This is a genomic window from Acaryochloris marina S15, assembly GCF_018336915.1.
In the GTDB taxonomy this organism is placed as follows: Bacteria; Cyanobacteriota; Cyanobacteriia; order Thermosynechococcales; family Thermosynechococcaceae; genus Acaryochloris; species Acaryochloris marina_A.
Map to the genome: position 1 here is coordinate 2,069,726 of NZ_CP064923.1, position 16,312 is coordinate 2,086,037.

Below are 16,312 nucleotides of genomic sequence, written 5' to 3' on the forward strand. Positions count from 1 at the left end.
AAGATTTTAAATAGGTTCCCGTTAATAGGTCTGGGAAGATCGCTGAGGTTGGACTCTCATCAGGATGGCAATGACCGTGATGTTGTCGTGACCATTATGTTCGTTAGCCAGCATAATCAACTCATTAACCCCTTGTTGCAAGGGGATTTGAGAGTTAAGCATGGGCAATAAGTATTGGTCACAGTGGACTTCCAATAGGTGATTATCTGTTAATCCATCCGAACAAATCAACCATAAAGTATCTTCGGCGGCAGTGAGGAGCTGGATATCGGGCTCCAAGGCCTCATTCTCTCTAGGCCCTAGAGCTTGAGTGAGTTGATAAGCATCCGGCCGGGCGTAGGCCACGGTCGGATCGGTTCCTCGTTGAATCTCTCTTTGCCCAACCTCATGATCAACCGTGATTTGTTCTAATCCTGATTGATGGGTCAGACGATATAGACGACTATCACCGACATGAGCAATTTGAATATGAGTATCTTGAACCAAAGCCATCACTAGGGTGGTGCCCATGCGACTATTGCCAGCCTTCTCTTCATTCAACTGAAAGAGAGCATGGTTCGCAGCATAAATGGCATCCTTCACCATTGCAGTATCGGGAAACTCAGTCTGCCAATGGGCTTGAAAATATTGAGCTAGGGTTTCTGTCGCTAAAGAACTCGCAATCTCCCCCCCAGCATGTCCTCCCATACCATCACAGAGAATGTAGAGTCCTTGGCCAGAAACTTGGTTTTGGTGGGGGTTACAAATTTGTTGGAGCCGTTGATCAATTACAAAGTAATCTTCGTTGTGATGTCGATCTCGACCATCATCCGTTTGACCTGCCGCTGCCAAATGAACCAACTGATTGGGCAAAATCAGGGTTGGCACAGCACCCGTTCCAGCAACGGAAGATTGATGAACCTGTGTAGGAGTCGTAGGAGGCTGGGTACTAGGTAAAAGCTGACTTAATTCATTTAAGTATTCCAGAAGCTCTGTTTGAGTAACGTTCTCAGCAGATTGCAAATTGATCAACAAGGGCTGAAATTGCTCTGAGAGGGAAGCTCCCAATCCTTGCAATAAATCTAACCAGACATACCTTAAATCGTCCCAGGTCGGGGATTGGATGGAGGTACTACCCTTTTCAGGCTTACCCGGCCAGAACTGACCGGGCTCAAATAGAAGTTGCTGAAGGCAGAGGATTTGTCCCTGATCGATCTTTAAGTTTTCTTTGTGGAGAACGCTAGGTAAGCATTGCCAGGGAGAACAAATCACTGCAAAATTCAAAGTTTGTTCTAGCCAGTACAGAATTTGAGTGGGACTCGTTTGACCTTCGGCAATGACTTCCTTTAAAGACGGCAAATCAGCGCGGTTCTCTAATAAAATGACTGCCTGTTGTTCTGACTGCCAAGCGTCATGGACATGGGGTAGCAGGAGAGGAAACTGTTGCCTCAGGGCTAGGTATGGTTCTAGAACGATCGGGAACGGCAAAGGCTGCGCTTCTAAAAAATCTTTAATCGTTTCTGGCTGACCCATGTCAGCAGGATTAATAGCTCCCTCTAACTGGTTCAACATAATAGCCAGGGGCGAGACCTGCAGCGGCTGCGTATCTAGAATAGTGAGCTCAAGGTTGCCATTTTCCGCAAGTTTCGGATCTTGAGGCACCATTGATGCTAAGAGCTGATATCGAGGGTTTTGATCCAAAAAACTCTGGATAGCAGGAGACATGGATGGAATATCTGAGTCACCCCGCTGCGGTAACACTGCTGTTGAGGCACTAGGTGGATCGAGTTTCACAGCGTCTGATCGATCTGGCTGATCACCTACTAAACGCTCAATGGAGTCTAGCAGCTCTTCTGTAGAGGGTTCGTCATCCAGAAGGGCAACGGGTTCTCCAACGGGAATCGTATCGATAGAAGAAAGTTCTATAAGGCTCGGGGATTGTTCGAGGCTAACGAGCGGTGTAATTAGAGTCCACCAAATGGTTCCGGTCAAATGATCACATTGGGGACAGTGGGTAACTTCAAAATCTACTAAATGTCCACAACTTGCACAGTGTTTTTGAGTAAGGGAAGTGCCACATTGTTGACAGAAACGATGATCGTCAATGTTGTGGTAATTACACTGGGGACATTTAATCATCCGAAAAAAATCAGTTTGCCTAGGGTGGCGGACAGTAACTATGGCAATGGTAACTAGTAATGAGAAGCTTGCACTCCGCTAAATTACGGAAGTTATCGTTACATTTGCTGTGACAAAATATAGCTCGTTATTAGGTGATCCCACTATACAACTCACAATTATCCTCAACCGTAGATTGAGATTTGAAACGTTTTTTGAGTAGGCCGATGGATCAGCTTTGGCTTCATTTGCTAGAGATGAGGTAAGTGTGTCAGGGATTGAAGTTGATTGATTTCTGGTGACGAAAGGTGACGCCATTGGCCCGGCTGCAGATCCTTGAGTTGCAAATGTGCGATCGCAACCCGTACCAAACGTAAGGTTGGGAAACCCACAGCCGCTGTCATTCTTCGTACCTGGCGGTTGCGGCCCTCATAGAGGGTCATCGTTATCCATGCCGTAGGGATATGCTTGCGAACCCGAATCGGTGGAGTCCGGGGAGGTAAAGAAGGTGGCTCAGTTAAGAGTGAGGCTTGAGTCGGTCGTGTTCGATAGTTGCGGATCGTGACTCCCTGCTGAAGTTTTTGTAACGCAGCTGTATCAGGAATTCTTTCCACCTGAACCCAATAGGTGCGGGGATGTCCAAACTTAGGATCACACAACTGATGTTGGAGACCACCATGATTGGATAGCAATAATAAACCTTCGCTATCCCGATCCAATCGACCAACCGGATAAATATCGGGGATTGAAATAAATTGTTTTAAGGTTGGATGCTCAGTGTCTTGCCGATCCGTAAACTGGCTAAGGACCCCATAGGGCTTATAGAACAATATATGTTGCCAAGCCATTTCTGTTTCCTATCCTGTTCGTCAAAGTTCAGTTCACACTGATATACATCTGGTTACCCTATGTATAGGGAACGCCATCTTTTATCTCAAAACATCTTAAGCAATGGCACAAGCTCACACTATCCCTAGGATCCTTTAGTGAGGCTTGGTACCGGATATAACCAGATTTGGATTGAGAACACTATTTATAAAGTGTAAATGCACCTCTTAACCCTAGAAATCACTTAGGATAGGCTGGTGATTAACGCGTCTCGAAGGCCATAGATGGATCTGCTTCGCTCCCTTCCCCTTGGGCTTTACCTGGAACAACCTCGCACTTGGCTACATCGGCTTGATCCCAGAGTAAAACTGGCTTGGCTGATGATGTTCCTGCTCACGCCATTACTGGCAGATTTACCCTGGCGGTTTGCCTTAGTCTTGGGATTGATCCTACTCACCATTTCGGCGACCATTCCATGGCGAGTCTGGCGCAAGCAAATTGGCTGGTTATTGTTGTTATGTCTATTGGTTTGTAGCGTTACCACCTTAATGCCAGATGGCCTGGCAGTGTCCTATCAACCCAGACTACCGACTCAAGAACTGACATTTACGCAAGAACCCTCTTCCCTGCCAACAGAATCTCAACCCTGGTATCAACCCCTGATTTTTTGGCAGGGTTCAGAGGAAAATCTCCCTCCCTCTCTTCCTCAACCCACACCATATCAATATGTGCTCTTTCATCATGGCCCCGTCAGAATCACTCGCCGATCCCTAGAATTAGGATTAAGGTTGGCAACTTGGCTATTTACCTTAATTTATGGAACAACCCTATATCTCCTGACAACGGCTCCAGAAGAAATAACCGTCGCCATTGAGGTTCTGTTGCAACCCTTGAAGCGGTGGCGTATTCCCATCACTGAAGTGACCCTAACCCTAACCCTAGCGCTGCGCTTTATGCCCCTGGTTCTGGAAGAAATCCAAAATTTGATTCGAGCTATTCGTACTCGTGCCATTAATTGGAAGAAATTAGGGGTACGGGGAGCCTTCCAGCTCTGGCTGATGTTGGCCGATCGCCTCATTGAGAATCTATTTTTACGGGCAGAACAAGTGGCTAGTGCCATGACCGTACGGGGCTTTACCAGTCCTAATCACCACCAAGTCAGGTGGCATCAACTCCAAATTCGGTTGATGGATCAGTTTGCTTTAGTTTTAGTGGTCTTGGTTTGCGGCTTACGCATTTGGGTCGGAATGCTTCCCTAAATCCATACCGTTGATATTCTACATGGACGAATTAAAGCCTTGGTATTGGCGATCTGTACCACTACTCGAACGCAGTGGTACAGATATTTTTGCAGCCTTATTTGCTGATCAAAAGATCGCGACCTTGCTCGAAAGCCCCTATCCCCATCCCCTCGGTCAGTACTCAATTTGCGCAGGCGGTCCTCGGAACGATACCGACACGTTGCGCTTATGGACACCTGAATTGGGGCAGATATTACCGTTCTTGGAACACCAGTTACAAATTAAAAAGCCTTTATGCCCAGATGATATCCCTGACGATTTGCCCTTTCAGGGTGGGTGGCTGGGGTGGCTGGGGTATGACCTCGCTTGGGAAATCGAGCGTTTACCGCAACTGAATCCTGATCCATTGCCATTCCCTATCGCCTTTTGGTATGAACCTGAAAACTTTGCAATTTTGGATCATCAGCATCAGATTCTCTGGTTAGCTGTAACGGATACCCACCAGCTAGACCACCTAGAACACCAGTTAGCATCCTATGCCCCACAACAAATCGATCAACCGTTTAAGGCGACAGACTTTCAGTTTTTGACTAGCCAAGTTGAGTATGAAGCGATGGTGCGACAGGCCCTAGCCCATATTCAAGCTGGGGACATTTTCCAGGCCAATCTCTCTACTCGGTTTTCTGTCACGGCCAACGTCGATTCCTGGCAACTCTATCAACAACTGCAAACAATCAACCCATCCCCCTTTGCCAGCTACTGGCAAACTCCATGGGGAGCGGTCGTCAGTTGTTCACCAGAACGGCTTGTTCGGCTCAAAGGGTCACAAGCCGAGACCCGCCCTATTGCAGGGACTCGCGCCCGGGGAATCACCCCCGAAGAGGATCAGAAATTAGCTCAAGCTTTAAGTGAGAACTTAAAAGAGAGAGCGGAGCATACCATGCTGGTCGATCTGGAACGCAACGACCTAGGTCGAGTCTGTACCTGGGGATCGGTCACTGTCGATGAATTCCTAGTCCTTGAATACTACAGTCACGTGATTCATCTAGTCAGCAATATTGTTGGTACCCTGCAGCCTGCCCATTCTGCGGTTGAGTTGATTCGTTCGGTCTTCCCAGGAGGAACCATCACCGGCTGCCCCAAGGTTCGTTGTATGAAAATTATTGAAACGTTAGAACCTTATCGACGGAGTTTGTTTTATGGCTCCTGCGGATATTTAGATTACCGGGGACAGCTAGATCTGAATATTTTGATCCGAACCTTACTGATTACCCCCATACATCCCCCAACACGAGCCTCACAAAGTTCTGTCCTGTCTTCTGTAATTTGGGGGCAAGTAGGAGCGGGAATTGTGGCAGATAGTGACCCCAAACAAGAATGGTTAGAATCCTTACAAAAAGCTAAAGCTCAGGTGGAAGCAATTCAAGCGATGAGTCAGTAGATCTTGCTTGATTACTTCTAATTAATGCCTTGAGAATGAGTTGTATCAGGGGTTTAGTTAAAGGGACAGTAAATATACTCAAAAAACCAGTAAAAACTTAGCGAAGGCCGTCCAGTATAATAGACGACAATTTGTTGATTGTTCAGCTTGGTGGACTTTAACTAAGAAGAGACGGTCATCCTTAAAGAAATAGTGATCTATTTAACTTCTACAAAATAACTTCAGCTATTCCTAGTCCATCAATCATCAAGATTTACCCTCAGGAAAAAATAGACATCGCCTAAAACTACCCTATCCTTTAGAAACAATGCTACCTAGACAGGGTCCACAGCATTTTTCTAGACAGTAGTTATCGTTCTATAGAATCACTCCTATAGCTTTGGCCTCTCCTATATACGCGAATGATCACTGAAACGTATCTGAATCATCCAACTTTTGGTCTACTCTACAGTCTGTGTGTGATTGATGCTAGGAGTGCGTTGTACACCACACTTTATGCCCAACGGTTATTTTTTATAGTCACCACTTCTGAAGAGCGGTTAGAATTTTCTCCCATCACTCGGCAAGAGGCCAAAGTCACCGTTGAAAGTCGTCTCAGATTTCTGAGGCGGTCTGGTACCCGCCAAGACTATGACCAACTTCAGCTTGTTCACCAACAAACCTTTCAATAATGCCTTCTTCGCAGCCATTGACTCTCAAGGATCGAGTCATCTCTATTCAGGGGGCCTTGCCGCCATCCGTTCGTTTGATTGCTGTATCCAAATATATGCCGGCTGCTTTGATCCGAGAGGCCTATGACGCAGGTCTACGGGATTTTGGCGAAAGCCGGGTACAGGAAGCGATTCAGAAACAAGCTGAGTTGCAGGATCTCTCAGGGCTCACTTGGCATCTCATCGGTCATCTTCAAAGCAATAAAGCCAAACTAGCTGTTCGACACTTCGATTGGATTCACTCTGTGGATAGCTTAGCTTTAGCCCAGCGCCTCAATCGGATTGTTGAATCGGTAGAACATTCACCTCAGCTATGTTTGCAAGTCAAACCCCTCTCAGATCCTGACAAATTCGGATGGATGTTTGCTGATCTCAAAACAGATCTACCCGCTTTACAAGCCTGCTCCCATCTTCGCTGGCGTGGATTAATGACGATATTACCGATGGGTTTAACGAGCCAAGAAACCTTAAATGCTTTTCACGAAACTCAAAAGCTAGCTCAAGATATTTCCCAGCCATCTCAGGAGAATTTCACCTTGAGTGACCTGTCCATGGGGATGTCCAAGGATTATCAGTTGGCCGTTCAGGCTGGAGCAACAATGGTTCGAGTAGGACGTAGCCTTTTTGGGGATCGACCTCTGCCTTAAGCTATCCCTCTAGGGGGTGAGGCTGATTGCTTTCAGGATGAAGCAATCAGCAAGAGCGTCTTCACAAGTTTTTCCTGGGCTGATCACTATTTTATGAATAGCGATAGTATCTATTGAAATAACAGTGTTGATATAAAGTCCCTGGCAGAAGATGGAAATTTTATAGGTTATGTAAAGGAAATTATTTCTTAATTTAAATTTTAGTTTCAACAGTCGAATTACTGATTTGCAATTAGGTCTTTGATGTATAATTCAATCTAAATTTTCCATACCATGGGATTTGTCGCCAAGAGTTGATTTTTTCTATAACAATCACTTTTGGTAATTAAGGCGACAGTGGTATTGACAAATCAAACAAATACAAGTTTGATGAGAAGATCTAATTTTAATAAAGATCTTTACGAATAAAATTCCTTGATGACCTTAGATTGAGCAAATGTTCGGTCTTTCTGAAATCAGGTTCTTCACACCCTCAAAACCTTCATAGATGGAGCCCAACTCGTGAGCAGTTTATTTGGCAGATTAAAGGATTTCGTCGGCATCCCAGAATCGGATGACGATTATGATTACGTGGATGAATATGACGAAATTCAAAACGATGGGTATTCGGATCATTCTTATTCAGCAGAGTATTCCGAAGACCCCGTTGAAGTGGGTGAAGCACTGAAAAGTCAATCTGAAAAAGAACAGGGGTCTCAAGTGAGTTCTACTACTAGTAATGTTGTGGGTATGCCAGGTGCGGGTCGCTTATGGGGATCTACCACTGAAGTTTTGGTGATGGAGCCACGAGCGTTTGAAGAAATGCCCCAAGTGATCCAAGCTCTACGTGAGCGTAAGTCTGTGGTTCTTAATCTGACCATGATGGAACCGATTCAGGCTCAGCGAGCCGTTGATTTCGTGGCGGGTGCAACCTATACCATTGACGGTCATCAAGAGCGTGTTGGAGATAGCATCTTCCTATTCACTCCTAATTGTGTTCAGGTCAGCACCCATCTTGGTGTTGTTCATGAAGCACCGACTACACCCCATTTTTCACGACCTGCAGCCACTGCATCTTGGAAAAATGATGTGCAGATGAATCAGGCCATTGCTCAGTAAGTGAGTCAATAGCTATCCCTGGCTATTTTAGGTTTTCGCAAAACTAAATACTGCAAGGAATCTTGACTGTGCTTTGGTAGACTGGTGCATTGTTTCTGCCATCTTCGGCTTAGGGGTTTTCTAGTGAGTCAGTTTTGCGATCAGCTTGGCATCATTGGCGGTGGTGTGATGGCTGAGGCTATCTTGTCACGACTGCTTTCCCAAGAAATCTGTTCGCCAGAGCAGGTTCAGGTTAGTGATGTCTCCAAAGAACGATTAGAGGATCTGATATCGGCCTATCAGATCCAAGGGTTTACAGATAACAATGCGGTTGCCTCCAACTCTCAAGTACTGCTGTTGGCGATTAAGCCCCAAATATTTGCAAAGGTAGCAGCTCCCCTCGCATCGTCTATCCCCGCTGACTGTCTGGTCCTTTCTATTTTGGCGGGGGTCACTTTAGCGGCGTTAGAGAAAGCTTTTCCTGGATCCCCTGTGATTCGAGTAATGCCAAACACCCCAGCTACTGTTGGTGCTGGCATGGCTGCGATCGCAGCTGGTAACCATGCGAATCAAACGCATCTAGATCTCGCTCATCAGTTTTTTAGCGCCGTTGGTCAGGCGGTTACTGTACCTGAATCATTAATGGATGCCGTTACGGGATTATCGGGATCGGGGCCAGCTTATGTCGCCTTGGTTCTGGAAGCCCTTACTGATGGTGGCGTTTCAGTGGGTTTGCCTCGCCCCATTGCAGCTCAATTAGCCCTGCAGACCCTGTTAGGCACTGCCAAATTAGTGGATGAAACGGGACTGCACCCAGCTCAACTCAAGGATCAGGTCACGAGTCCGGGCGGTACCACTATTGCTGGAGTGGCGGCACTAGAGCAAGCTGGACTTCGTTCAGCCTTTATCAAGGCCGTTCAGGCCGCTTACCATCGTTCCTGTGAACTTGGCCAAGGCTAGGAAACTATAGCTCCACCTCGTTCAAATCTCTAAACTATGGAGACTGTAAAGCAGGAGCAGCCAACTCGGAAGCCAAAAAATCAGCCAGCCAATTTTTGATGTGATAGGTGGCTTGGCAATCATCCTCGTTATACTCAACAATCGTATCGAGGAAATCACGATTGCTAGTAGAGAGCCATTCGCTATACCAATAGATGGACTGCGCTCCATTTGCTTCGCTATTTCGCCATTGAAACCCTAGCCATCGAGCGATTAGTTTCAGGGTATAGCTTTCTACTGGGAGCACAACCGTGTGGGTCACATGGGCATGTAAGTCGATAAACCGCTCTAGTAAAGGCTGGATAATTGTATCGGGGCTACCATATAGGGCCGCTAAGCGCTCAACGGTTTGTACTTCGTAGGCACAAAAATGGTAAATCGGTGCATGGGGATAGGCCAGCACTAAATCTAAGAATTGCTGCCACACCTGCTCTTCCTGGTGAGGTTGATCGGCTAAAAGGGGATAAAAGGTTTCGGTCTGGTTTTCTCGATCTACAACCAGTACCCCATGTAGGTAGGCCAAATTAAGGCTGGGTTCTGCTTCGATATCGAAATAGAGTTCGATGGGAGCAGGGGAAATTTGGGCGGCTATTGCGCTTACCTCACTGGCAGCGAAAATCACAGGAGCTTGCTTGGCAAACGCCTGAGCCTGGCAAATCAGTTTGTTGGCAACCTCTCGACCAAATCCCGTGACCTCAGCTAATTGGGTGGGATTGGCAAACGCTAAGTCTTCCACACTCGCTAAATTATGAGCTTGGAGAATGGGGTAGCGACTGGGGGTTACCCCTGGCAAAAGGGATAAATGTTGATCTTGTTGAGCAATTTGATAGCAATGGGGTAGCCATCCACACAAGCTGCATCGATTACTGACAATAAAAACTTCTGGTTCTTGTTGCGTCTGGATAATCTTGATGAGTTCAGGGAGTAATAAATCTAGCTTTGGCTGGTTGATCGTCAGGTTAACGGCATAGAGCCCTCGTTCCCGCAGATACAGATAAGACTCCTCTGGCCAGACCCCTTGTACACTCGCCAACAGGTGAGCATGGAATGTTGCCAAAATTTGATATTCCAACTTGGGACGCTTACTCAAGCGAATATCCGTTGGCACATATTGCCAATCTCCAAAGTTAGAGGTTCCCTCTATTTTAGTAAGGAGATCGGGAATGCTCTGATAGGCAACACCGTTGCCTTGATCCATCCATAGAACACCTCGCCGAATATAGGGAGTGCCAGCTTGCATTAGCGCTAACGTGGCTTGGGCTCCTGCTTGCCAGTCGTATCTGGGATAGTCAGGTTGGACCCAGGGTTGACGAGCAAAAAAGTTCTGTTGATGCTCAATGCGATCCTGCCGAAGTTTGTTTAGAAAGTCGCTGGGAGCAGATTTTTGAGTTTTGTCTTCAAAGACATCCAGATATGCTTGTCGATGACAACGTTGGTAACTCAGTAGTAATTGGGCGGTCAGCAGCATGCAGACACAATAATGGTTTTCCCTGAAGGAATCTTAGCAAATCCTTCTGGTTGACCGGTAAATTCCCTTGACTGATATCGAGCAGCACAATAGGCTGAGAGCGATGTAATGGATACCGATGTTGTCGTGGCTCAGGTTGTCTTTGAGGATGTCTATAAAAGTTTCCCGGCTCGTAAAGGCGATCGCACAGCCAATACCACGTCCGTTGAGCCCAGTTTAATATCAACAACACCGACCCAGACTACATCTGAGAGCGATACCAAAAACGATACCGTTACCGTATTGCGCCGCATCAATTTTTCCGTTGACGATGGAGAGTTTATGGTGCTGGTGGGACCATCGGGATGCGGCAAAAGCACGCTCTTACGACTGATTGCAGGTTTGGAGGACTTAACTGGGGGCAGTATCAGGATTGGCGATCGCAAAATCAATCACCTCCCCCCTAAAGCCCGAGACATTGCCATGGTATTTCAGAGCTATGCCCTTTATCCCCATATGAGCGTCTACAACAATTTGGCCTTTGGCCTCCGTCGCACCCAATCTCAACGAGATCATAAACGGCGTTCTATTTCTGCATCTCTCCGTAGAAAACTCGAATCTGGCTTGGTATCCGCCACCCGAATTCTACCCAAGTCCCTTAGATATCGTTCGAAACGAGAAAAATTAATTGAGCAGACCGTTAATCAAGTCGCCGAAGTCTTACAAATTGAGACTTTATTAGATCGCCTACCCAAGCAACTCTCCGGGGGACAAAAGCAGCGGGTTGCCTTGGGGCGAGCCATGGCCCGTGAGCCCCAGGTTTTTTTGATGGATGAACCTCTGTCCAACCTGGATGCCAAGCTGCGAACTCAAACCCGAGCTCAGATCGTCAAGCTACAGCGACAGCTAGGAACGACAACGGTTTATGTCACCCATGACCAAACGGAAGCCATGACCATGGGGGATCGAATTGCGGTTATGAATGCCGGACAAATTCAGCAAATTGCCAGTCCTTTAGACCTGTATAACCAGCCGATCAACCGATTTGTGGCCCAGTTCATCGGTTCTCCCCCCATGAACTTTATCTCCGTTCATGTGAAGTCGCCTCGCAGCTTACAGCACACACAATTCACCCTCACCTTGCCAGAAGTATGGGAAACGGTTCTCCAAAACTATCAAGGCCGAACCCTCACCTTGGGGATTCGCCCAGAACATCTGGATTTGGCCTCTCCGAACTCTAGCAATATTCCCACCCAGGTCGAACTGGTTGAGGCATTAGGCCACGAGACCTTTCTCTCTTTACAGTTGACTCAGAACCATCAAATGGCCCATTCACCTGCCCCATTGATTGCCCGCATTAATCCCTATCAACAAGTCAGCCTTGGCGAACAGTTATGGTTCTCGATTCAACTGGACAAGATTCATTTGTTTGATGAACAGACCGAAGCGGCAATCCGCCCCAGCCATTCACCAGCCCCAATCCATTAAAAATGGCTCGTTTCCCATCTATCCTTTGTTTGACTCTGTGTGTTTTTATACGGAACTAGAAGCTGGGCTCCATTAAGTTACCTTCCAGCATCTTTAGTAAACGATTTATACCTAAACAAAGCAGAAATACTGCTCGATCGGGCAACCTGCAAACCTGGGAACAATAAGCAAGAGAAGACAAGTTAAAAAATAGCCTATGTCAATAACCATTAACCAAGCTAGAATGTGTACTCACTCAGAAGGGTAATCCTGTGTTTGTCCGGTTAGCCAATCAACACCGTGAATTTGTTCGAGACTTAGTCATGAACCTTCAGGCCCTAGCCATTGTGCTAGAGCGCCGAGGATACGTGGCATCTTGCTATACCTGCGGTGGCCAAATGAACAGCGCCTCCTTCATGGTGAGTTTAGGAGAGAACCATCTAATTCGGTTTTTAGTGTCCGATTATGGAATCACCTGGACCGAAATGCGCGATGATCGCGAACTCATGAAGTTGGAAGGGGCTGAAGCCATTAGCCAACTGCAAGAATTAGCCAACTTAATCAAGTATGAACAGCCTGCTCAGAGTCCATCTTCTGTGCTGGCCGAGTCATAACCTTATTCACCCAATTAGCCAAATTTGTCCCCACCTTGGGCTGGTCTAAATAATGATTTAGTCCAAATTCGTTGGTGAAATGTTACGCTGTATACCTAGTTAGCAGGGGGTAAATTGTGTAGTCATCTTGAGGATTCAAGAATGGCTCAATGGCAAGCTGTCATGTTTCAATTACCACCCATTAAGGTTGCACTGTAACGTATGACCACTGAGAGTTCTGGCTGGCAACACCAGTTTATCCAAACTAATAAAATTCGGCTCCACTACGTCACCCAAGGTGAAGGCGATTTAGTTATTCTTCTCCATGGATTTCCTGAGTTTTGGTACTCTTGGCGATACCAACTCCCTGTCTTAGCCCGTCACTTCAAGGTTGTGGTTCCTGATCTACGGGGGTATAACGATTCTGACAAACCTTCTAGCGGCTATGACATCGACACCCTCACCGAGGATATTGTTGGTCTCATTCAGAACTTAGGCTATCGCTGCGCTCATATTGTGGGCCATGACACCGGCGGTATGATTGCCTGGAATTTGGCTCAAAAATTCCCTCAATATTTACAGAACTTAGTTCTCCTGAATGCACCTCATCCCCAGCGATTATTCCGGGAGTTTTCTAGCAACCTCGATCAGCTGCGGCGGAGCTGGTATCTGTTGGCGTTTCAAATCCCTGGGTTGCCAGAATGGTTAATTCAATCAAACCTGCGCCAATTCCTTCAGGACTGGTTTCAGAAACAAGCCATTCGTAAAGCAGCCTTCTCCTCCGAGACCTTAGGCATTTATCAGGCTGCTCTGGAAAAGCGGGGCGTCTTGTCTGCAGCGATTAACTATTATCGGCAGTTGCTATCTCCCCAAGACTGGTTATCCAACTCGGATGGCAAACTCTTGCCGATTCAAGTCCCTACTTTGGTGTTGTGGGGGGAAGATGACACAGTTTTGAGTCCGAAGTTAGCATTGGGTTTTGAGCGGTTTGTACAGGCCCCATTTCGCCTCAAATTCGTCCCCGAATGCGGCCATTGGATCCAGCAGGAAGTACCCAAAATTGTGAATCGAGAACTGTTAGATTTTCTACGTCAGAGCAAGCCAGCTTTTAGCTAACCTTCATTCCTTTTAAGGCCCTGACGATCACCTGACCCGGCACCTGGTCCGTAATTTTGACCTCACTCAATTGAGTGGGCAAGATAAACCGGACTTTGCCATCTTTGACTTTTTTGTCCGTCAGCAGCACATCTGCCACGGATTCGATGGCAAAGTCAGCAGGTAGCTCAGTGGGTAATCCTGTTTTCTGAATCAGTTGATGCTGGCGTTGGGCGTCTTCAGCAGGCCACCAATCCAGCTGGACGGCGATATCGGCAGCAGCCACCATGCCCAAAGCAACGGCCTCACCGTGATTGAAGAGTCGGTAACCCGTTAGGCTTTCAATGGCATGGCCAATGGTATGGCCGTAGTTGAGGATGGCACGAAGCCCCGCTTCTTTCTCATCTTGGGTGACGACATCCGCTTTGGCTTGAGCGGACCGGGTGAGAATTTCCGTGAGGATTTCTGTGGGCATGTAGCGGTATTGATGGGTGCGATCGCAACTCTCCAACCGCTCAAATAGCTCCAAATCCCAAATCACGCCATATTTAATCACCTCAGCCATCCCCGCCCTAAATTCTCGACTGGCCAAAGTTGTTAAGGTATCGGGATCGATCAACACCAACCGGGGCTGATAGAAGGCACCAATCAAGTTCTTACCCTTAGGGTGATTGACGCCTGTTTTACCTCCAATTGAGGCATCCACCATTGCCAATAAACTGGTGGGAACTTGGACAAAGTTAATGCCGCGTAACCAAGTAGCCGCTGCAAAACCAGTCATATCGCCAATTACCCCTCCCCCAAGGGCGACTAGGGTGGAAGATCGTTCTAGTTTAAGGTCAAGGGCATAATCGTAAATCTTTTGAATAGAGCGAGGCGTTTTGTAGCGTTCGCCCGCTGGTAAGAGAAAATGCTCAACCTGGAAGCCTGCCTTGGCTAAAGAGTCTTGAACAATATCCCCGTAATGTTTCCAAATCTGAGGGTTAGAAACTATCAGGACCTTCTGTCCCAGCTTCACCGACTGCAGGGATCGATCTTGGAGCCAGGGGCCTAGTTGGGTGAGGCCACCGGATGCGATCGCAATTTGATACGTCTGTTGCGGTAAAGGGACGGGAATAAATGTCTGCTGCATGCCACTCCTGGAACTCCTTTGCCAGTGTGCCTTACAGAAACACCTTCTGTCACTAGCAACTTTCAGAGGTAAATTTCATCTCCAATCTAAACGATTGCGGATTGGACAGGTCAATTGATTTTGCAACTAACTATGAGATTGTTGAAAAGAATCCCAATCCATTAAATACTTATCAGAGAGTTAGGGTACCTTAACCAAGAATAAGTATTGCCTAAGAGCAATATCTTTACTGATTCCACCGATTACCCGTATCGCATTCGAAGTCTGAGAGATTTTGCTAAAACTCCTTCTCCAAAAACTAATGCACCGGCGACCTCCTCTCCACTTTCGCTCCAGAAAGGGAAATCTCTCTGCTGCAAGAACTCTGGTCAGAATCTTGGGGGTGATCTTGGGCATAAGCCTCGCGATATTTCTCTTCACCCGTGGCGGGTACCCGACCTTAGCCCAAAATTCGTCCGATCTAAATGATCTACAGGAGCGCCGAATACAAGTTGAACAACAGAAGTCGAAGGTCACAAAACAACGGCAGCAAATTGAGAATCTAGAAGGGGCAGCCAAAAGACGATTAGGCGGACTAGAGCGTAATATTCAGGTTACGGAAGGTCAAATCAAAGAGAACGAAGACAAGCTGCAGCAGGCTAACGAAAAGCTGCAGAAAATAGAAGCGGATTTGACCAAAGCTGAGACGGCCTATAAGGAGAAGCAGGGTAATACCATTGCTCGTCTCCGGGTGTTACAACGACAGCGAGACTCCAGCACTTGGATTGCTTTACTCCAGAGCAAATCCATAGAAGACTTATTAGATCGTCGCTATCAACTGCAACTCGTTTATAAATCCGATCGCACGTCGCTACTGGCCCTCAAAAATGAAAAAGAAAAGATTAACGACAAAAAGCTGTTAGCAGAAATCCAGAAAAACCAAATTTCCCTGTTATCAGAACAGCTCCTTTATCAAAAAGCCAATTTCAAAGCTCAGGCCTCCGTCCAAAATCAATTGGTAACCCGGTTAAAAACTGATCGGCGAGCCTTACAGGCGGCTGAGCAACAATTATCCCAAGATGCCAACAATATTTCTAAGGTAATTGCCCAACGCATCGCTGAACAACAAGTGGCTTTCCGCTCTAATACACCGGGCTATCAGCGTATTTTAGGGACGGGACAAATGGTTAGACCTGTAGTGGGTCCCATTACCAGTAATTTTGGCTATCGATCTCATCCAATTTTTGGAAGGGGACGATTTCATGCGGGAACAGACTTTGGCGCGCCAACCGGGGCACCCATTTTTGCCGCTGACAGCGGCACCGTCATTGTGGCTGAATGGTATGGCGGCTATGGGAATGCGGTTATTATCGACCATGGCAACGGCTTAACCACCCTCTACGGCCACTGCAGTGAACTGTATGTAACGGTAGGGCAAGGCGTACAGCGAGGCCAAACCGTCGCCGCCATCGGTTCAACGGGCTTATCTACTGGCCCCCACCTCCACTTTGAAGTCCGACAACAGGGTGAACCCGTGGAGCCATTGGCCTATTTGTAGA

Annotated in this window: 14 protein-coding genes; 10 read left to right on the plus strand and 4 right to left on the minus strand. The window is 47.0% G+C overall.

All coding sequences use genetic code 11. The features are described 5' to 3' along the window. Positions 1–21: 21 nt before the first annotated feature. Entirely contained in the window at positions 22–2,118 is a 2,097-nt protein-coding gene (locus I1H34_RS10155; RefSeq protein ID WP_212665508.1) for a serine/threonine phosphatase, read from the minus strand. 230 nt (positions 2,119–2,348) lie between these two features. Beyond that, positions 2,349–2,945, minus strand: a complete 597-nt coding sequence (locus tag I1H34_RS10160; protein WP_212665509.1) for a pseudouridine synthase — start codon at positions 2,943–2,945, stop codon at positions 2,349–2,351. Between the two features lie 264 nt (positions 2,946–3,209). On the opposite strand from I1H34_RS10160, the gene I1H34_RS10165 reads away from it, so the two are divergent. From I1H34_RS10165 to proC, 6 genes are all read left to right on the plus strand, one after another. After that, positions 3,210–4,184, plus strand: a complete 975-nt coding sequence (locus tag I1H34_RS10165) for an energy-coupling factor transporter transmembrane component T family protein (RefSeq protein ID WP_212665510.1) — start codon at positions 3,210–3,212, stop codon at positions 4,182–4,184. Positions 4,185–4,206: 22 nt separating this feature from the next. Beyond that, positions 4,207–5,607 (plus strand): anthranilate synthase component I, encoded by a 1,401-nt coding sequence (locus tag I1H34_RS10170; RefSeq protein WP_212665511.1) that lies wholly within the window; start codon positions 4,207–4,209, stop codon positions 5,605–5,607. Positions 5,608–6,008: 401 nt separating this feature from the next. Beyond that, on the plus strand, positions 6,009–6,278 hold the full coding sequence (gene pipX, locus I1H34_RS10175) for a transcriptional coactivator PipX (protein ID WP_212665512.1): 270 nt from the start codon (positions 6,009–6,011) through the stop codon (positions 6,276–6,278). Then, positions 6,278–6,964, plus strand: a complete 687-nt coding sequence (locus tag I1H34_RS10180; RefSeq protein ID WP_212665513.1) for a YggS family pyridoxal phosphate-dependent enzyme — start codon at positions 6,278–6,280, stop codon at positions 6,962–6,964. Before pipX ends, I1H34_RS10180 begins: the two co-directional genes overlap by 1 nt. Before the next feature lie 501 nt (positions 6,965–7,465). Next, positions 7,466–8,062 carry a cell division protein SepF gene (locus I1H34_RS10185; RefSeq protein WP_212665514.1) on the plus strand — a complete coding sequence of 199 codons (597 nt, stop codon included), beginning with the start codon at positions 7,466–7,468 and terminating at the stop codon, positions 8,060–8,062. A gap of 123 nt (positions 8,063–8,185) precedes the next feature. Beyond that, complete coding sequence (proC, locus tag I1H34_RS10190; RefSeq protein WP_212665515.1) at positions 8,186–9,001, plus strand: pyrroline-5-carboxylate reductase; 816 nt, start codon at positions 8,186–8,188, stop codon at positions 8,999–9,001. Between the two features lie 34 nt (positions 9,002–9,035). Here the strand turns inward: proC and I1H34_RS10195 are convergent, their stop codons facing one another. Beyond that, a complete protein-coding gene (locus I1H34_RS10195; RefSeq protein ID WP_212665516.1) occupies positions 9,036–10,508 on the minus strand; it encodes a TM0106 family RecB-like putative nuclease in 1,473 nt (490 codons plus the stop codon). Positions 10,509–10,616: 108 nt separating this feature from the next. Between I1H34_RS10195 and I1H34_RS10200 the strand changes: the two genes are divergently transcribed. From I1H34_RS10200 to I1H34_RS10210, 3 genes are all read left to right on the plus strand, one after another. Continuing rightward, positions 10,617–11,975, plus strand: a complete 1,359-nt coding sequence (locus tag I1H34_RS10200) for an ABC transporter ATP-binding protein (RefSeq protein ID WP_212665517.1) — start codon at positions 10,617–10,619, stop codon at positions 11,973–11,975. A 251-nt stretch (positions 11,976–12,226) separates the two neighbouring features. Beyond that, positions 12,227–12,568, plus strand: coding sequence for a DUF1815 family protein (locus tag I1H34_RS10205; protein WP_010471865.1), 342 nt, complete (start codon positions 12,227–12,229; stop codon positions 12,566–12,568). Positions 12,569–12,769: 201 nt separating this feature from the next. Then, entirely contained in the window at positions 12,770–13,663 is an 894-nt protein-coding gene (locus I1H34_RS10210; RefSeq protein ID WP_212665518.1) for an alpha/beta fold hydrolase, read from the plus strand. On the opposite strand, the gene aroB is transcribed toward I1H34_RS10210, so the two are convergent. Further along, entirely contained in the window at positions 13,656–14,774 is a 1,119-nt protein-coding gene (gene aroB / locus I1H34_RS10215; RefSeq protein ID WP_212665519.1) for a 3-dehydroquinate synthase, read from the minus strand. The genes I1H34_RS10210 and aroB overlap by 8 nt on opposite strands. Before the next feature lie 382 nt (positions 14,775–15,156). Between aroB and I1H34_RS10220 the strand changes: the two genes are divergently transcribed. After that, positions 15,157–16,311: a murein hydrolase activator EnvC family protein gene (locus I1H34_RS10220; protein WP_235111221.1), complete on the plus strand. Its 1,155-nt coding sequence runs from the start codon at positions 15,157–15,159 to the stop codon at positions 16,309–16,311. The last annotated feature ends 1 nt before the right edge of the window (position 16,312 follow it).